We start from the raw sequence: 19,477 nt of genomic DNA on the forward strand, positions 1-19,477 counted from the left end.
GGTCGGCTACGCATCGTTGCCTTGGTGAGCCGTTACCTCACCAACTAGCTAATGCGACGCGGGTCCATCCATAAGTGACAGCCGAAGCCGCCTTTCAATTTCGAACCATGCGGTTCAAAATGTTATCCGGTATTAGCCCCGGTTTCCCGGAGTTATCCCAGTCTTATGGGCAGGTTACCCACGTGTTACTCACCCGTCCGCCGCTAACTTCATAAGAGCAAGCTCTTAATCCATTCGCTCGACTTGCATGTATTAGGCACGCCGCCAGCGTTCATCCTGAGCCAGGATCAAACTCTCCAATAAAGTTAGTTTGTCTAGCATCTAAAATAAAAATTGACGTTTCACGTTGTTTGTTTCGTTTAGTTTTCAAAGTTCAACATCGCGTTTCAGCGACTTTTATAATATATCATAGTATATTATTTTCGTCAACAAGTTTTTTCGATAACTTATATCTCTCATTTGCTGACTCTGCCTATTATATAGGCTTTCCCTTCCCTATGCAAGTATTATTATAAAAAAATAAAGAGGGGAGATATCTCCCCTCTTATTCTTCTGAAGAAACCTCTTCACTCGTTTCTTCCTCATCATCTTTTTGTGCTTTTGCTACTGTCGCTACCTCTTGCTCATCCTCTAATCGAATTAGACGAACACCTTGTGTATTACGTCCCATTTGAGAGATTTGATCAACTGGCATACGAATAATAACACCCGCTGCTGTAATTAACATAATATCTTCTTCACCTGTTACAGATTTAACAGCTACTAATTTCCCGTTTTTATCTGTAATATTACAAGTCTTCAGACCTTTACCACCACGGCTTTGTAGACGGTATTCATCAATCGGCGTACGTTTTCCATAACCATTTTTCGTTACAATTAAAACATTTACATCCTCTTCGACAATTTCCATACCTACAACTTGATCTTCTTCACCTAATGTAATTGCTTTTACACCAGCCGCGTTACGTCCCATAGAACGCACATCTTGCTCGTTAAAACGAATTAACATACCATTGCTTGTTCCTACAATAATATCCTTATCACCAGATGTTAAACGTACAGATATTACTTCATCCTCTTCACGAAGAGAGATTGCAATTAAGCCATTCGTACGGATATTTGCAAATGATGAAAGTGGTGTTCTCTTAGAGATACCTTGTTTTGTTGTGAAGAATAAGAATTCATCGTCACCAAATTCACGAATTGGAATAATGGCGTTAATCCATTCGCCCTTATCTACACCTAATAGGTTAATAATAGGTATACCTTTCGCTGTACGACTATACTCTGGGATTTCATATCCTTTCGTACGGTATACTTTCCCCTTATTAGTGAAGAATAGAATATGATCATGCGTAGAAGTAGTTAATAAATGCTCGACGAAATCATCATCATTTGTCCCCATTCCTTGCACACCACGTCCACCACGGTTCTGTGTTTTATACGTGGAAGCTGGTAACCTCTTAATATAACCATTATGAGTTAACGTAATGGCGATATTTTGTTCTGGAATCAAGTCTTCATCTTCAATAGACTCCATACCACCAATTGTAATTTCTGTGCGTCTCTTATCATTGAAGCGCTCTTTTACTTCCGTTAATTCTTCACGAATAATCTCAAGAACCTTTTCTTCATCTGCTAAGATTGCTTTTAATTCAGCGATTAACTTCATTAAGTCCTGATATTCTTGTTCAATCTTTTCGCGTTCTAAACCTGTTAAACGTTGCAAACGCATATCTAAAATAGCTTGCGCTTGTTTTTCACTTAAGCCGAAACGTTCCATTAAACCTTGCTTTGCAATTTCCGCTGTTTTCGAACTACGAATTAATGTAATAACTTCATCCAGATGGTCTAAGGCAATTCGTAATCCTTCTAAAATATGAGCACGCGCTTCTGCTTTTTCTAGTTCATAAGCTGTACGTCTACGAATTACTACCTTTTGATGTTCCAAGTAATGATATAAATTTTGTTTTAAGTTCAGCACTTGTGGCTCTCCATTTACAAGAGACAGCATGTTAATACCGAAACTTGTTTGAAGTGCTGTATGTTTATATAAGTTATTTAATAATACATTAGCATTGGCATCACGACGTACTTCCATAACAATACGCATACCATTTCGATCTGATTCATCACGTAAATCTGTAATACCTTCAATTTTCTTATCGCGAACTAATTCTGCAATTTTTTCAATTAATCGCGCCTTATTTACTTGATAAGGTAGTTCCGTTACGATAATAGATTGTTTGCCATTTGACTTCTCTTCAATTTCAACTTTAGCACGAAGTATAATAGAACCGCGTCCTGTTTCATACGCTCTACGAATACCACTTCTTCCTAAAATTAAACCTGCCGTCGGGAAATCTGGTCCTGGAATGCACTCCATTAATTCTGCAATAGTAATATCAGGATTATGACTTAATGCCAATACCCCATCAATTACTTCGCCAAGTTGATGCGGCGGAATATTCGTTGCCATACCAACTGCAATACCTGTCGTACCATTTACTAGTAAGTTAGGAAAACGCGCTGGTAATACAATTGGCTCTCTTTCAGAACCATCATAGTTATCTTGATAATCAATCGTATTTTTTGAAATATCACGTATTAATTCCATAGAAATCTTAGACATTCTTGCTTCTGTATAACGCATTGCTGCCGCTGAATCTCCATCGACAGATCCAAAGTTACCATGCCCATCAACAAGCATATAACGTTGACTGAAATCTTGCGCCATACGTACCATCGTTTCATAAACAGCTGAATCACCATGAGGGTGATACTTACCGATTACTTCACCAACAATACGTGCTGATTTCTTATACGCTTTATCAGCCGTAATTCCTAAATCATTCATCGCATATAAAACCCTACGATGCACAGGTTTTAATCCATCACGAACATCTGGTAATGCACGAGATACGATAACACTCATTGCGTAATCTAAAAATGAGGTACGCATTTCATGACTAATATTAATTTCTCGAATTCGTGCTTGTTGTTGATTGTCTGACATCAACGAGCACCTCCTCTTACATTTCCGTTACACATACATTGATTTATATGTAGAAGACAGGAATACTCAGATTCCTGTCATTACTCATTTAAATATCAAGGTTTTTCACGTATTTTGCATTTTCTTGGATAAAGTTACGACGTGGCTCTACTTTATCCCCCATTAAAATTTCAAATGTTTCATCTGCCTCAATTGCATCTTGAAGGGAAACTTGAAGTAATGAACGCACTTCTGGGTCCATTGTCGTTTCCCAAAGCTGAGTTGGGTTCATTTCTCCTAAACCTTTGTAACGTTGGATACCAGGTTTAGGTTGAGCTGGTAATTCAGCTAAAATCTTTTCAAGCTCTTTTTCATTATAAGCATATTGAATTTTTTTACCTTGTTGTATTTTAAACAACGGTGGCTGTGCAATATAGATATAACCGTGTTCAATAATTTGACGCATATAACGATAGAAGAACGTTAATAATAGGGTACGAATATGCGCACCATCTACGTCGGCATCCGTCATAATAATAACTTTATGATAACGAGCTTTCTCGATATCAAAATCGCCGCCAATGTTCGTACCAATTGCAGTAATAATTGTACGCACTTCATCGTTAGATAAAATTTTATCCAATCTTGCCTTTTCAACGTTAATAATTTTACCTTTTAGCGGTAAAATCGCTTGGAAGTGACGATCACGCCCTTGTTTTGCTGATCCACCGGCAGAGTCACCCTCTACAATGTAAATTTCACTAATTGCTGGATCTTTCGAAGAGCAATCTGCTAATTTACCAGGTAAACTTGAAACTTCTAATGCGCTCTTGCGGCGTGTCAATTCACGTGCTTTTTTCGCTGCAACACGTGCACGTGCTGCCATCGTACCTTTTTCTACGATTTTTCGTGCAACATTCGGGTTTTCTAGTAAGAACTTTTCAAATGCCTCTGAAAACACAGACTCTGTAATCGTTCTCGCTTCACTATTCCCAAGTTTCGTCTTCGTTTGTCCTTCAAATTGTGGGTTTGGATGTTTAATTGATACAATTGCAGTTAAACCTTCACGAACATCCTCACCCGTTAAGTTACTGTCTGCATCTTTTAAAATACTATTTTTACGTCCATAATCGTTAATCACACGAGTTAAAGCTGTTTTAAACCCTACTTCATGTGTTCCACCTTCATACGTATGAATGTTATTCGTAAATGAGTAAATATTATTTGTATATCCTTCGTTATACTGTAAGGAAACCTCAACTTGAATACCATCTTTTGATCCTTCTACATATACAGGTTCTTCATGGATTGGTTGTTTTGAGCGATTTAAATGCTCGACGTATGATTTAATTCCACCTTCATAATGGAATTCTTTCTTTTGCTTATGTTCACGTTTATCTTCAATTGTTAATTTAATATTACGATTTAAAAATGCTAATTCACGCATACGAGTTGCGAGCGTATCAAATTCGTATACTGTTGTTTCCTGAAAAATTTCTGGATCTGGTTTAAATCGAGTTATCGTTCCTGTTTGATCTGTGTCACCAATGACTTTTAAATCCGCAACCGGAATACCTCTTTCGTATTTTTGATAATGGATTTTACCTTCACGATGTACAAATACCTCTAGTTCTGTTGATAGGGCATTTACTACAGATGCCCCAACACCATGCAAACCACCAGAAACTTTATAACCGCCGCCGCCAAACTTACCACCAGCATGAAGAACGGTCATAATAACTTCTACAGCAGGACGTCCCATTTTTTCTTGTATACCAACTGGAATACCACGTCCATTATCCGTTACACGAATACTATTATCTTCTTCGATACTAACGTTAATTTCATCACAGTACCCTGCAAGTGCTTCATCAATACTATTATCGACGATTTCCCATACAAGATGGTGAAGTCCTTTTCCGCTTGTAGATCCAATATACATACCAGGGCGTTTTCGAACTGCTTCTAGCCCTTCAAGTACCTGTATTTGACTTTCATCATATGAATTTTCTTGCATTTGCTTTTGTTCCATTGACACAAAGATCACCTACTTTTCCATTTAAACAGGGATTACGCCCTATCTATTTCACAATCTACCGTGCCGTTCGTTACATGAATTGTTTTCGCTTCTTTTAATGTTTCGTGTTCAATTCCGTCGACACTCGTCGTTGTCACAAATGTTTGCACTTTTCCTTGAATTGTATTTAACAGATGCGATTGACGATAATCATCTAATTCTGATAATACATCATCCAATAGAAGAATCGGATATTCTTTAACTTCTGAGTAAATCAATTCAATTTCAGCTAATTTTAGGGACAGTGCGGTCGTTCGTTGTTGTCCTTGCGAACCAAAGACTTGAACATTTTTACTATTAACGAAGAATTGTAAATCATCACGATGAGGACCAATTAAAGTCGTACCACGGAAAATTTCACGTTGTTTCACGGATTGAAAACTTTCATAGTATACTTCTTTTATTTTCGACAAATCCATTGATTCTGATACATCTACACTCGGTTTATAGACAATTTCTAATTCTTCTAACCCACGGCTTATACCACGATGAATTGGAGCTGCCCATTCTTGTAGTAAATGCAAAAATTCAAAGCGTTTTTGCAAAATTTTTGTACCATGCTCAATAAGTTGAAGTGTAAATACATCCAACATCGTTTCCTCATTCTTACTATTCCCTTGCATCTTTTTTAGCAAGTGATTTCGTTGTGTGAGCACCTTTTGATATTGACTCAATTCATACAAATAGACCGGAGCTATTTGGCCTAATTCCATATCTAAAAAGCGTCTTCTTACTTGAGGGCTTCCTTTTACAAGATTTAAATCTTCTGGGGCAAACATGACAACATTCATCACGCCAATATATTGACTCAATTTTTGTTGTTCAAGTTGATTTAATTTTGCCTTTTTACCTTTTTTCGAGATATTTAATTCCAAAGACAAAGAACTATTTCTCTTTTGTAGCTTTCCTTTAATTTGACCGAAATCTTCATCCCAACGGATAAGTTCGCGATCATTAGAGGTTCTATGAGATTTCGCCATCGCTAAAACATAAATAGCTTCCATCAAATTCGTTTTCCCTTGCGCATTCTCGCCGATAATTACATTTACCTTATCTTCAAAGGAAAGCTCTAACTTTTCATAATTGCGATAGTTTTTTAATTGTATTTCTGAAATAAACAAAGGGCTCCCCCTTTATGACTGAACTTGGAAACTTCCGCTTCCTGGAATTTCAATAATATCGTTCGCATATAGTTTGCGACCTCTTCTATTTTCAAGTTCTTGATTCACGTACACTTCATATTCTTGTAAAAACCATTTTACAGCGCCACCTGTATCAATTACATCGGCTAACTTTAAAAATTGCCCTAGTGTAATATACTCTGTTGAAATTTTAATACGTTTCATAAAATCGCTCACTTTCTGAAAGTGTTCATTCTTTCATTGTACTAAATAAACTAGCATTAGGAAAGTAATACCCAAAAATCAAATAAGGGCTACTAGCATCTGAAAACTAGCAACCCTTATTTCTTACTTAGTAAGTACGAACCGGTAAAATTAATTGAATAATGGATTCATCATTTACTGTACGAATTAAGAATGGTCTCATTGCTCCAGTAAAGCTAATCTTAATTTCAGTACTATCTAATGCTTTTAGTGCATCCATCATATATTTTGCACTAAAAGATATTTTTAACTCTTCTCCATCTACTTTTTCACATTGAACTTCTTCTACTACTTTTCCGATTTCTGGTGAATTCGAGGAAATTTCTAGCATTGCCTGCTCTAAAGTTGATAATTTTACAACATTATTACGACCATCTCTTGCTAAAAGAGATGCACGATCAATTGCTTGTAAAAATTCTTTTGTATTTACAAAAATATCTGTTTTGCTCTCCGCTGGAATTAAGCGAGTTGTATCAGGGTAATTTCCTTCTAACAATCTTGAGAAGAATAATAAATGTTTTGTACGGAATAATACTTGATACTCCGTAATAACGATATCTACCATTTCTTCAGACTCATCTAGAATTTTGCTTAATTCATTTAAACTTTTTCCTGGAATAACAACATTTGCTTGGAACTCATCTGCAATGCCTTCGATTTTTGCTTTTCGAAGAGCTAGTCTGTGACTATCTGTAGCAATGCCAGTTAGTTCGCTGTTATATACCTTCCAGTTTACACCTGTCAAGATTGGTCTTGTTTCAGAAGTGGAAACTGCAAATACAGTTTGTCTAATCATATGTTTAAGTAAATCCGTTGGAATCTTAAAAACATGATGTTCTTCAATTTGTGGTAACAATGGATATTCTGCAGAATCTAAACCATTTAAATTAAACTCTGATTTTCCAGAAGTTATTTTTGTCATCAAATGATTTTCCACAGAAATTTCTACAGTTTCTTTAGGCAATTTCTTTACAATTTCACTAAAATATTTAGCCTGTAAAACAATACTTCCTGATTGATTCACTTCTACGATTTCTTTTCCATTCTCTTCAACTGGAATGAAAGATTCAATTGAAATATCAGCATCGCTTCCTGTTAATGTAACTCCTTCTTCCGTAGCGACAACTTTAATCCCCGTAAGGATCGGAATTGTTGTACGAGAAGAAACAGCCTTCATTACATCTTGTACACTTCTTACAAGATAGTCTTTTTGTATTGTAAAACGCATAAAGAAAAACCTCCGGTAAGTATAAGATTTTATTTAATTAATAAAGATAAAAAATAGTAGTAATAGTAATAGGGCTTGTGGATATGTGGATAACCCTGTTAAAGGATGTAAAAACAGTCTATCTACATGTGGATAGACTGTGCGTAAAACAAGGAAAGTTATTCACACTATTCAGCTACTACTTTAAAATATCGTTAATTTCTTCAACTTGCTTTTGTAATTGCGTATCCGTCTTAAGTAGCTTAGAAATTTTTTCATGAGCATGGATAACTGTTGTATGATCACGTCCACCGAATTCTTCACCTATTTTAGGTAAGGAGGAGTCTGTCAGTTCACGTGATAAATACATTGCAATTTGGCGAGGGAAGGCAACTGATTTCGTTCGCTTTTTCGCCTTGAAATCTTCCAATTTTACTTGATAAACATCTCCGACAGCTTTTTGAATATCATAAATGGAGATAATTTTTGGTTTAGAATTTGGAATAATATCTTTAAGTGCTTCGGCTGCTAAATCAGCATTAATATCTTTGTTAATTAAAGATGAATAAGCTACAACTCGGATGAGTGCACCTTCTAGTTCACGAATATTTGAATCGATTTGATTTGCAATATAAAGCATGACCTCATTTGGTATATCAAGTCCTTCAGCCTTTGCCTTTTTGCGCAAAATTGCAATCCGCGTTTCTAAATCTGGTGGCGTAATATCCGTAATGAGTCCCCATTCAAAGCGAGAACGAAGACGATCTTCTAAAGTTGGAATTTCTTTTGGTGGCCGATCACTGGAAATTACAATTTGTTTACTTTCTTCGTGTAATGCATTGAATGTATGGAAAAACTCTTCTTGAGTTTGTTCTTTTCCCGCTAAAAATTGAATATCATCTATCAATAAAACATCCACATTGCGGTATTTATTACGAAAATCGACAGCTTTATTATCACGAATAGAATTAATGAATTCATTTGTAAATTTTTCTGATGATAAATATACAACTTTGGCATTTGGGTTATGTTCAATTACATAATGACCAATTGCATGCATTAAATGGGTCTTTCCAAGTCCAACTCCCCCATAAATAAAGAGGGGATTATATGCTTTAGCTGGCGCTTCGGCTACGGCCAATGAAGCAGCGTGAGCAAAACGGTTACCAGAGCCAATAACAAACGTATCAAACGTATATTTTGGATTTAGCATACTCTGTGGTAAATGATTAGAATCATCTTGTGCTGAATTCGGTTTAGAAGGAGGAAGATCAATCTCCTCTTCAGCTTGACTTTGGGGAATAATAAAGCGAATAGCTAATTTTGCCCCTGTTAAATCATAAAGTGTTTCTGAAATTAGCTCTGAATAATGAGATTCTAGCCAATCGCGGGCGAATTCATTTGGAGCCGTAATTGTTAATACATCTTTCTTTAAATTATGTGCGGTCGTTGATTTTAACCATGTTTCATAACTTGGTTTACTGACCTTTTTTTCTAGTTCTTTTAAGGCGCTGTTCCATAAATCAGAGATGTTTTCCAAAGGTGTCCCTCCTTTACTAAGATGGTAAAAGAATAAGGTTGCGCAACAAATGTACAACCTAAATAAATATAAAATGTATATTTATACGAAACGTATTTTAAAACCTAAAAACGTCGTTTGTATATGAGATAGGGTTTTCGACAAAAAAAGCAAATGTGGATAATCATTTACCCACATGTGATTAAAACTGTCCACATGTTATACACAAATTGTGGATAAGATAATGATGTGGAAAACTTATTCAAAGTGAAAACACAACTATAATATCAAAAAAAAGTAGCTATAGCAATGAAATTAAGAAAGTTATCCACAAAATCAATACCTTGTGGAATAAACTTGTCCACAACACGATATACTGTGTAAAAGTACGAAAAGAGTTTGTGGATATAAAAAACAGAAAAAAACATTTATCCACAAGGAAATATAGCGTCTGTGAAAAAGTATGTGAATAGGTTCAAAATGAATATTTGATGAAAATTTCTAGAACCATTGACATTTTCCTAGTTGATTAACTATAATTTATAAGACTGTCTTTAACAGATATTCCTCAGGGAGGTGTCATATAATGAAAAGAACTTACCAACCAAATAAACGTAAGCGCAGCAAAGTACATGGTTTCCGCAGCCGTATGAGCACAGCGAACGGACGTAAAGTGCTAGCAGCTCGTCGTCGTAAAGGAAGAAAAGTATTATCTGCGTAGACCACTGATCGTTCAGTGGTCTTTTTTTCTAATAATAGTGAATTTCCGCTGATGAACTACAGGAGTGTCAATTGATATGAAGAAAAAACATCGTATAAAAAAGAATGATGAATTCCAGACGGTTTTTCAAAAAGGAAAATCGACTGCGAATCGTCAATTTGTTGTGTATCAACTAGATAAAGAAGAGCAGCCAAACTTTCGTATTGGCCTTTCTGTCAGCAAGAAAATAGGAAATGCAGTAGTGCGTAACCGAATTAAACGTATGATTCGCCAGTCGATCACAGAATTAAAAGATGAGATAGATTCTGGAAAAGATTTTGTTATAATAGCAAGGAAGCCTTGTGCAGAGATGACATATGAAGAAGTAAAGAAAAGCTTAATTCATGTCTTTAAACGCTCTGGTATGAAAAGAATAAAAAAGTAGCGTAAGGAAATGAATTACACTATATACATACCGATACAAGGAGGAGTAGGCTTTGAAAAAGAAATTAGGTTTACTAGCCATGGTTGTTGTATTAATGGCGATTACTGCTGGCTGTAGTGAAGTAAATCAGCCAATTACACCAAAAAGCACTGGAATTTGGAATGAATACTTCGTATACCCGCTTTCTCAGTTAATTACGTATTTTGCCAACTTATTTGGTAGTAATTACGGTTTAGCGATTGTTGTTACAACTCTTATCATTCGTTTTGCATTATTACCATTAATGATTAAACAAACGAAGAGTACGAAAGCAATGCAAGCGTTACAACCAGAAATGGTGAAGTTAAAAGAGAAATATAGCTCTAAAGATCAAGCAACGCAGCAAAAACTACAACAAGAAATGATGCAGTTGTATCAAAAAAATGGTGTAAATCCATTAGCAGGATGTTTACCAATCTTTGTTCAGATGCCTATTTTATTCGCGTTTTACCATGCGATTATGAGAACATCAGAAATTAGTAAGCATACATTCTTATGGTTCGACTTAGGACAAGCAGATCCGTTCTATATCTTACCGGTTGTTGCGGCAATTACGACATTTATTCAGCAAAAACTTGCAATGGCAGGAACTGCTGGTCAAAATCCGCAAATGGCAATGATGATTTGGTTAATGCCAATCATGATTTTAATCTTTGCAATTAACTTCCCAGCTGCATTATCACTTTACTGGGTTGTTGGTAATATCTTTGGTATCGCTCAAATGTACTTGATCAAAGGGCCGGAAATTAAGGCTAGTAAGGCAGGAGGATCAAGCAAGTGAGTATAATTACTGCTAAAGGACAAACAGTCGAGCTGGCAGTACAGGATGCTTTAAGACAATTAAATGTTTCAAAAGACCGAGTAGATATAAATATTATCGATGAGGGTAAGAGAGGGTTCTTAGGTTTATTTGGGAACCGACCTGCAGTAGTAGAAGTTGTATTGAAGAAAGATCCAATTCAAGAATGTGAAGAGTATTTAAAAAATGTTATTCACGATATGGGTGTGGAAGCTGAGATTAGTAAAATTGTAAAAGGACGCGAAGTTGAATTTACAATTTACGGCGAAAATGTGGGTGTTTTGATTGGGAAAAGAGGGAATACCTTGAATTCTTTACAGTATTTAACAAAACTTGTGGCGAATCGTAATACGAAGCAGTACATTGGTATCACATTAGATGCTGAAAATTATCGTAGTAAAAGAAAAGCTACGCTAGAAGCACTTTCTTATCGATTAGCCAAACAAGTAGTAAGTACGAAAAAAAGAGTTGTATTGGAGCCTATGCCATCTTTTGAACGAAAGATTATCCACCAAGCATTATCTAATCATCAAAATATCATTACAACTTCTGAAGGAAAAGAACCACATCGACATGTTGTAATATCTTCCAAGTGACCGGTTACTCAATTGAGTGCCGGTTTTTTTGAGGGAAAAAAAGGTGTGGATAACTAAAAAACACTAAACTTATCCACTGTGAATAAGTTTAGTGTTTTTTACATGAGGACATAATAAAATGAGTTATTATTCTTTTGTAGATAGGTTCGTTATGGTATTCTAATAATTTAGTGAAGAAAATAATCATGTTGAAATAGAGATAAATAAGCAAGTGAGGTGAAAGGACATGGAATTTGATACAATTGCCGCGATTTCCACAGCGCTTGGAGAGGGTGCAATTGCCATTGTTCGAGTAAGTGGGGATGATGCGGTTGAAAAGGTTAATCGTATTTTTAAAGGGAAGGATTTAACAGAGGTTCCTTCTCACACAATTCATTATGGTCATATTGTTGATTTAGATACAAATCAGGTTATTGAAGAAGTAATGGTGTCTATTATGCGTGCACCGAGGACTTTTACACGTGAAAATATAGTAGAAATTAACTGTCACGGTGGGCTTGTTTCGGTAAATAAAGTATTGCAGCTTATTTTAGCGCAAGGAGTACGATTAGCGGAGCCTGGTGAATTTACAAAACGTGCTTTTTTAAATGGCCGTATTGATTTATCACAAGCAGAAGCTGTTATGGACTTAATCCGTGCAAAAACAGATCGAGCAATGAACGTAGCGATTAATCAAATGGAAGGACGATTATCTAAATTAATCGGCCGTCTGCGTCAGGATATATTAGAAACGTTAGCTCATGTTGAGGTAAACATAGATTACCCAGAATATGATGATGTGGAAGAAATGACACATAATATTTTAATTGAGAAAGCTACACATGTTCGTGCTGAAATTGCAAAAATATTAGAAACATCAAAGCAAGGAAAGATTTTACGTGAAGGTATTGCTACTGCAATCATTGGTAGACCTAATGTTGGGAAATCATCGCTATTAAATAGTCTCGTTCAGGAGAAAAAGGCAATTGTAACTGATATTGCAGGAACAACTCGTGATGTTATTGAAGAGTACGTTAATGTGCGTGGTGTACCACTTAAACTTATAGATACGGCCGGTATTCGTGAAACAGAAGATGTTGTTGAACGAATTGGTGTAGAGCGTTCAAAAGAAATGATGAGTCAAGCTGATTTAGTGTTAGTTGTCGTTAATTATAGCGAAGCTTTAACGAATGAGGATGAAGATCTATTCCGTGCCGTACAAGGAAAAGATTTCATTGTTATTGTAAATAAGACAGATTTACCGCAAGCAATTGATATGGAACGTGTTATAGAATTGGCAGAGGGAAATCGTGTTATTACAACGTCGTTAATTGAGGAACAAGGAATAGATGAGCTTGAAACGGCAATAGCTGATTTATTCTTTGAAGGAACAATTGATTCTGCAGATGTAACATATGTTTCTAACGCGAGACATATTGGATTATTAACACAAGCAGGAAAAACAATTGGGGATGCAATTGAAGCGATAGAAAATGGTGTTCCAATTGATATGGTGCAAATTGATTTAACAAGAACGTGGGAAATACTTGGTGAAATTACTGGTGATACCGTTCATGAAAGCCTAATTGACCAGTTGTTCTCTCAATTTTGTTTAGGAAAATAATATAGTGATGTTTCAGAAAGATAGAGATTATTAGGAGGAATAAACAATGGGATACAATGCCGGTTCATACGATGTCATAGTAATCGGTGCAGGTCATGCAGGATGTGAAGCTGGTCTTGCGGCAGCACGAATGGGCTCCAAAACATTAATGTTAACAATTAACTTAGATATGGTAGCGTTTATGCCATGTAACCCTTCTGTTGGTGGACCAGCAAAAGGGATTGTTGTTCGTGAAATTGATGCATTAGGTGGAGAAATGGGACGCAACATTGATAAAACGTATATTCAAATGCGTATGTTAAATACAGGTAAAGGACCAGCTGTACGCGCACTTCGAGCACAAGCAGATAAATTCTCTTACCAGCATGAATTAAAGAAAACAATTGAAGAAACACCAAACTTAACGTTGTTCCAAGGAATGGTAGAGCGTTTAATCGTTGAAGATGGCGAATGTAAAGGGGTAATTACGCAAGCTGGTGCTGAATATACAGCAAAAACAGTCGTAATTACGACTGGTACGTTTTTACGTGGTGAGATTATTATGGGAGATTTAAAATATTCGAGTGGTCCAAATAATCAACAACCATCTATTACTTTATCGGAACATTTAGAGGAGCTTGGATTTGATCTTGTTAGATTTAAAACAGGTACACCTCCGCGCGTAAATAGTAATACGATTGATTACAGTAAAACAGAAATTCAGCCAGGTGATGATAAGCCACGCGCTTTCTCTTTTGAAACGACAAAGTTTATTATGGATCAAATTCCATGTTGGTTAACGTATACGAGTACGGAAACACATCGTTTAATAGATGAAAACCTACATCGCTCAGCTATGTATTCTGGTATGATTAAGGGAACAGGTCCTAGATATTGTCCTTCAATTGAAGACAAAGTAGTAAGGTTTAATGATAAACCACGTCATCAAATTTTCTTAGAGCCAGAGGGACGTAATACACAAGAAGTATACGTACAAGGTTTATCCACAAGCTTACCAGAAGACGTACAGCGTGATATGCTTAGAACAATCCCTGGTCTAGAAAATGTTGAAATGATGCGTACAGGTTATGCAATTGAATATGATGCAATTGTGCCAACACAACTATGGCCAACACTTGAAACGAAAAAAATTAAAAATTTATATACAGCAGGACAAATTAACGGAACTTCTGGTTACGAAGAGGCGGCAGGACAAGGGCTTATGGCCGGAATTAATGCAGCATGTCGTTCTTTAGGTAAAAAAGAAGTGATTTTAGGTCGTGAGGATGCTTATATTGGTGTCTTAATTGATGATCTTGTAACGAAAGGGACGAATGAACCATATCGTTTATTAACGTCTCGTGCAGAGTATCGTCTATTATTACGCCATGATAATGCGGATCTTCGTTTAACTGAAATTGGTCATGAAATTGGATTAATTAAAGAAGAACGCTATGAGCGATTTACAAATAAAAAATTACAAATTGAACAGGAAAAGGAACGTTTAAGTAGCATTATTATTAAACCACGTCCTGAAGTTCAAGAATTAATTCGCAATATTGGTGGAAGTGAATTGAAAGATGGAATACGTGCAAGTGACTTATTACGTCGTCCAGAGATGACATATGAGCATATTCATCTTTTAGTACCAAGTGAAGTAGAATTAAGTGATGAAGTTACAGAACAAGTTGAAATTCAGATTAAGTACGAAGGATATATCGAAAAATCTTTACAGCAAGTAGAGCGTATGAAGAAGATGGAAAGTAAAAAAATTCCTGTCGATATTGATTATGATGCGATTTCTAGTCTTGCCTCTGAAGCTAGACAGAAATTGAAAGATGTTCGTCCGCTATCAATGGGGCAGGCTTCACGTATTTCTGGTGTAAATCCAGCGGATATTTCCATTTTACTTGTGTATATCGAACAAGGAAAAATTGCGCGAGTATCGAACCAATAAATAGTAAGGAGATATTGTTAGATGAACATAGAACAATTTCAATCTATGCTAGAAGAGAAGGGTATTACCCTCTCTTCTAGACAGTTAGAGCAGTTCGAAATCTACTTCGAAACATTAGTAGAGTGGAATGAAAAAATGAACTTAACGGCTATTACGGAGAAAGAGGAAGTATATTTAAAACACTTTTTTGATTCCATTACAGCTGCTTTTTATTATGATTTTTCAAAACCATTCTCAATTTGTGATGTTGGTGCAGGAGCTGGATTCCCAAGTATTCCTTTAAAAATCTGTTTCCCGCACTTAAAAGTGACGATTGTAGACTCATTGCAAAAACGTATTAATTTCTTAAATCATTTAGCACAAAAGTTGGAATTAAGTGACGTTGCGTTTTGTCATGATCGTGCTGAAACATTTGGGAAAAAAGAAGGTGTACGTGAATCATACGATATTGTAATGGCACGGGCGGTTGCGCGTCTTTCAGTATTAAGTGAGCTATGTTTACCACTTGTAAAAGTTGGAGGAACATTTATTGCAATGAAAGGTGCCGCGGCAAACGAAGAAATTGAAAATGGCAAGTATGCTTTAGAGGTGCTAGGCGGGAATTTAAAAGAAATGTCTACGTTCCAATTACCGTTTGAAGAAAGCGAGCGTAATATTTTATTAATCGAGAAAAAGCGCAAGACACCAAAGAAATATCCACGCAAACCGGGAACACCCAATAAATTACCTATTGAAAAATAAATCTTATTAGACGTAAGATTAAATTATATAAATGAAAACGTAAATGTTTCATAGGAAACATTTTATGGAGAATAGTCAATAGGCCTAAAAGGTGGTGGAATATGTATGAAAAATACGTTTTCTCGTTTATTTGGCTTTGGAGATAAAGAGAGCGAATTCGAATTACAAGACGAAAGCCATGAAGAAATAGATAAAAAGGTATATGAAGAAATACAAGAAATTCCAATAGTAAATATTACCCCTAACCGTTATCAACCACGAACAGTTTTTGATGATGCTCGTATTGAGGAGCTAGCATTAACGATTCGTACACATGGACTTATTCAGCCAATTGTTGTGAGGCAATATGAGGATGATAAGTACGAGATTATTGCTGGGGAAAGGCGTTTCCGTGCGGCAACAAAGTTAGGGTGGGAAAAAGTTCCTGCAATTATAAAGAATTTAAATGATACAGAGACAGCTTCTGTAGCTTTAATCGAAAATTTGCAACGTGAGGAACTAACAGCAATCGAGGAAGCTGTGGCATATCAAAAGCTAATTGAGTTACATAATTTAACACAAGAAGCATTGGCACAACGACTTGGAAAAGGACAATCCACAATCGCAAATAAGTTGCGATTGTTAAAGTTGCCTGAAGAAATAAAAAATGCGTTATTAGAAAAAAGCATTACAGAACGTCATGCCCGTGCGCTCATCCCTTTAAAGAATGAGGAATTACAACTAAAGGTTTTACAGGAAATTGTGGAGAAACAACTGAATGTAAAGCAAACAGAGGAACGAATTGCGAAATTACTAGAGGAAGCAAAACCGAAGCGTAAGGCAAAGCAAAAAGCAGTAAGTCGAGATACGAGAATTGCCATGAATACAATTAGGCAGTCATTACAAATGGTTGCTGACAGTGGTTTAAATGTTAATTCTGAGGAAGAAGAGTTTGACGAGTACTATCAAATTACAATTCAAATTCCGAAGAAAAAATAATAATGGCGTGTTAGAGACCTGATCCTATTGGATAGGTCTCTTTTACTATATTTTCTTGTTAGATGAAGAAGGAGTTTACAAATAAATTTTGAAGTTTAATAAGGACGTAAAAGAAAAACTTTTATTTCATGTTACAATAAACGTAATTGTTACTAGAATAAGATAGAAAGGTTGAAAGTAGGTGACATCATGGGAAAAATCATTGCTATAGCCAATCAAAAGGGTGGCGTTGGAAAAACAACAACATCTGTTAATTTAGGGGCTGGATTGGCACAAGTAGGTAAAAAGGTCCTTCTTGTAGATATTGATGCTCAAGGAAATGCAACGACGGGTGTGGGAATTGAAAAATCCGAATTAGATCAATGTATTTACAATGTTCTTGTGGAAGATGCAGATGTTCAAGGGGTTATACAGAAAACCGCAACTGAAAACTTAGATGTTCTACCCGCTACAATTCAATTAGCAGGTGCTGAAATTGAATTGGTACCGACTATTTCCCGGGAAGTACGTTTGCAAAGGGCATTACAGCCAGTTCGTGATGAATATGATTATATTATTATCGACTGTCCCCCGTCCTTAGGGTTATTAACGATTAATGCATTAACTGCAGCAGATTCTGTTATTATTCCTGTTCAATGCGAATATTACGCACTAGAAGGGTTAAGTCAGCTATTAAATACAGTTCGACTTGTGCAAAAGCACTTAAATAAAAATCTAGCAATTCAAGGTGTATTGCTAACAATGTTAGATGCCCGTACAAATTTAGGGATTCAGGTTATAGATGAAGTGAAAAAATACTTTAGAGATAAAGTATACCGTTCGATTATCCCTCGTAATGTTCGTTTGAGTGAAGCACCAAGTCATGGGAAACCAATTATGCAGTATGACGCTAAATCAAGAGGGGCAGAAGTATATATAGATTTAGCAGAGGAAGTGATTGCAGGTGGCTAAAGGATTAGGAAGAGGAATCAATGTGTTTTTTCCTGATTTAGATGTGAAAGAAGAAGAGACAATTCAGGAGATTACGATAACTGAATTAAGACCGAATCCATATCAACCACGTAAACACTTTAATAAAGAGGCGATTCAGGAATTATCGGCCTCTATTAAAGAGCACGGCATATTACAACCATTAATTGCTAGAAAGAGTATTAAAGGATATGAAATTGTTGCAGGTGAAAGAAGATATCGTGCTGCTAAAGAGGCGGGACTCGAAAAAGTACCTGCCGTTGTAAGACAATTAAATGAGCAGCAAATGATGGAGTTTGCATTGCTTGAAAACTTACAACGAGAAGATTTAAATCCAATGGAAGAAGCAATGGCATATCAAATGTTAATGAATGAGCTAAATGTGACGCAAGAACAATTAGCAAAACGTCTTGGTAAGAGTAGACCTTACATTGCAAACTATACGCGATTATTAAGCCTCCCTTCTTTTGTGCAAGATATGATTGCAAACGGTCAACTTTCAATGGCTCATGGGAGAACTTTACTTACGATAAAAGATGAAGAGCAGTTGAAATCTTTACTGAAACGAATTGAAAAAGAAGGATTAAATGTTCGTCAATTAGAGAAAATTGTTCAGGAGATTAATCAACGCGTTTCACGTGAAACAAAACAAGTAAAAAAAGAGAGAAACATATTTTTCGTAGAACGCGAAACGTTCTTAAGAGAAAAGTTTGGCACAGAGGTAAAAATTAAAGAAACAAAAAAGGAAAAAGGTAAAATCGAAATTGAATTTTTCAATAAAGAAGATTTAAATCGTATTTTAGAATTATTAGCGCAGCAAAACTAAAAAGCAAACCATCTTATTATTTATAGATGGTTTGCTTTTTTTAATACAGATAATTTTTGGTCTGTTTCTTTTATGCTTTGTGCAATTACATCAGCCATTTTCATAACTAAACTTAATCTTGTATTTTGCAGGACGAAAAACTCCATAAAACCATTTAGATTTACGATGCCATGAATATGTAAATCACCAACTGCTGGTAATTTCTTGTTCATCGCAGCTCCGGGTTTACTAGGCCCCATTCCGGTAGTGATGGAACCGATACTTTGAGATTTTCCTAAACAAGCATCAACCGCAATGATAAATGAAGTAGGATTATCTTTCTGTATATTCTGAATTTTTTCTTCTAAATTTAGCGCATGTACTGGTTCATCTAGTGTGCCGAAAACTTGGAAGTTTGTAATTCCTACTTCTTCTAGTTTCGTACCGACTAACGGACCGAGTGCATCTCCTGTGGAACGATCTGTTCCGATACAAACGAGAATGATTGGTATATGAGTTTTAATAGGGATATGGGAAAGTAAGAAGTTACTAATTGTCTCGGAGGCTTCTAAATCTTGGTGCATAACATTTTGAGTTTCTTTTTCGAAAAAAGGTAAGCGAAAACTTCCAATATTCATGAAGCACCCATCCTTTTAATAAATTTTCAAAATATTTTATATGGT

The 19,477-nt window shown here is 35.9% G+C and carries 17 protein-coding genes and 1 rRNA gene; 10 read left to right on the forward strand and 8 right to left on the reverse strand.

What is annotated here, in order from left to right; translation table 11 throughout:
* The 7 genes from ACTFNE_RS17480 to dnaA form a co-directional block, all read right to left on the reverse strand.
* A 16S ribosomal RNA gene (locus ACTFNE_RS17480) occupies window positions 1–303 on the reverse strand; the annotation flags it as partial.
* 241 nt (window positions 304–544) lie between these two features.
* Window positions 545–3,016 (reverse strand): DNA gyrase subunit A, encoded by a 2,472-nt coding sequence (gene gyrA / locus ACTFNE_RS17485; protein ID WP_001282851.1) that lies wholly within the window; start codon window positions 3,014–3,016, stop codon window positions 545–547.
* Between the two features lie 88 nt (window positions 3,017–3,104).
* Entirely contained in the window at window positions 3,105–5,027 is a 1,923-nt protein-coding gene (gene gyrB / locus ACTFNE_RS17490; RefSeq protein WP_000435991.1) for a DNA topoisomerase (ATP-hydrolyzing) subunit B, read from the reverse strand.
* A gap of 38 nt (window positions 5,028–5,065) precedes the next feature.
* The gene (gene recF / locus ACTFNE_RS17495; RefSeq protein ID WP_000470750.1) at window positions 5,066–6,193 is read right to left on the reverse strand and encodes a DNA replication/repair protein RecF; all 1,128 of its coding nucleotides are present in this window, start codon (window positions 6,191–6,193) and stop codon (window positions 5,066–5,068) included.
* A 12-nt stretch (window positions 6,194–6,205) separates the two neighbouring features.
* Window positions 6,206–6,418: a S4 domain-containing protein YaaA gene (gene yaaA, locus ACTFNE_RS17500; protein WP_000821367.1), complete on the reverse strand. Its 213-nt coding sequence runs from the start codon at window positions 6,416–6,418 to the stop codon at window positions 6,206–6,208.
* Window positions 6,419–6,545: 127 nt separating this feature from the next.
* Window positions 6,546–7,685, reverse strand: coding sequence for a DNA polymerase III subunit beta (gene dnaN / locus ACTFNE_RS17505; RefSeq protein WP_001212896.1), 1,140 nt, complete (start codon window positions 7,683–7,685; stop codon window positions 6,546–6,548).
* 178 nt (window positions 7,686–7,863) lie between these two features.
* Entirely contained in the window at window positions 7,864–9,204 is a 1,341-nt protein-coding gene (gene dnaA / locus ACTFNE_RS17510; RefSeq protein ID WP_000428025.1) for a chromosomal replication initiator protein DnaA, read from the reverse strand.
* A 565-nt stretch (window positions 9,205–9,769) separates the two neighbouring features.
* Here dnaA and rpmH point away from each other — a divergent pair.
* The 10 genes from rpmH (at window position 9,770) to spo0J (ending at window position 18,815) form a co-directional block, all read left to right on the forward strand.
* The gene (gene rpmH, locus ACTFNE_RS17515) at window positions 9,770–9,904 is read left to right on the forward strand and encodes a 50S ribosomal protein L34 (RefSeq protein ID WP_000831901.1); all 135 of its coding nucleotides are present in this window, start codon (window positions 9,770–9,772) and stop codon (window positions 9,902–9,904) included.
* A gap of 76 nt (window positions 9,905–9,980) precedes the next feature.
* A complete protein-coding gene (rnpA, locus tag ACTFNE_RS17520) occupies window positions 9,981–10,328 on the forward strand; it encodes a ribonuclease P protein component (RefSeq protein WP_000726630.1) in 348 nt (115 codons plus the stop codon).
* A 52-nt stretch (window positions 10,329–10,380) separates the two neighbouring features.
* Window positions 10,381–11,148 carry a YidC family membrane integrase SpoIIIJ gene (gene spoIIIJ / locus ACTFNE_RS17525; RefSeq protein WP_000727751.1) on the forward strand — a complete coding sequence of 256 codons (768 nt, stop codon included), beginning with the start codon at window positions 10,381–10,383 and terminating at the stop codon, window positions 11,146–11,148.
* Complete coding sequence (gene jag, locus ACTFNE_RS17530) at window positions 11,145–11,762, forward strand: RNA-binding cell elongation regulator Jag/EloR (protein ID WP_000022804.1); 618 nt, start codon at window positions 11,145–11,147, stop codon at window positions 11,760–11,762. The genes spoIIIJ and jag overlap by 4 nt, the downstream gene beginning before the upstream one ends.
* Window positions 11,763–11,988: 226 nt before the next feature.
* Window positions 11,989–13,365: a tRNA uridine-5-carboxymethylaminomethyl(34) synthesis GTPase MnmE gene (gene mnmE, locus ACTFNE_RS17535; protein ID WP_000393775.1), complete on the forward strand. Its 1,377-nt coding sequence runs from the start codon at window positions 11,989–11,991 to the stop codon at window positions 13,363–13,365.
* A 46-nt stretch (window positions 13,366–13,411) separates the two neighbouring features.
* Window positions 13,412–15,301 (forward strand): tRNA uridine-5-carboxymethylaminomethyl(34) synthesis enzyme MnmG, encoded by a 1,890-nt coding sequence (mnmG, locus tag ACTFNE_RS17540; RefSeq protein ID WP_046197924.1) that lies wholly within the window; start codon window positions 13,412–13,414, stop codon window positions 15,299–15,301.
* Window positions 15,302–15,322: 21 nt separating this feature from the next.
* A complete protein-coding gene (gene rsmG / locus ACTFNE_RS17545) occupies window positions 15,323–16,042 on the forward strand; it encodes a 16S rRNA (guanine(527)-N(7))-methyltransferase RsmG (protein ID WP_046197925.1) in 720 nt (239 codons plus the stop codon).
* A 105-nt stretch (window positions 16,043–16,147) separates the two neighbouring features.
* Window positions 16,148–17,020 (forward strand): nucleoid occlusion protein, encoded by an 873-nt coding sequence (gene noc / locus ACTFNE_RS17550; protein ID WP_000799023.1) that lies wholly within the window; start codon window positions 16,148–16,150, stop codon window positions 17,018–17,020.
* Window positions 17,021–17,209: 189 nt separating this feature from the next.
* Entirely contained in the window at window positions 17,210–17,971 is a 762-nt protein-coding gene (soj, locus tag ACTFNE_RS17555; protein WP_000516114.1) for a sporulation initiation inhibitor protein Soj, read from the forward strand.
* Window positions 17,964–18,815 carry a stage 0 sporulation protein Spo0J gene (spo0J, locus tag ACTFNE_RS17560; protein WP_001051838.1) on the forward strand — a complete coding sequence of 284 codons (852 nt, stop codon included), beginning with the start codon at window positions 17,964–17,966 and terminating at the stop codon, window positions 18,813–18,815. Before soj ends, spo0J begins: the two co-directional genes overlap by 8 nt.
* A gap of 20 nt (window positions 18,816–18,835) precedes the next feature.
* Here spo0J and yyaC read toward each other — a convergent pair whose 3' ends face one another.
* Window positions 18,836–19,432: a spore protease YyaC gene (gene yyaC, locus ACTFNE_RS17565; RefSeq protein WP_270705181.1), complete on the reverse strand. Its 597-nt coding sequence runs from the start codon at window positions 19,430–19,432 to the stop codon at window positions 18,836–18,838.
* Window positions 19,433–19,477: the final 45 nt, after the last annotated feature.

Origin of the sequence: Bacillus cereus group sp. MYBKT111-2, assembly GCF_051915205.1 — a bacterium.
Taxonomy (GTDB): Bacteria; Bacillota; Bacilli; order Bacillales; family Bacillaceae_G; genus Bacillus_A; species Bacillus_A paranthracis.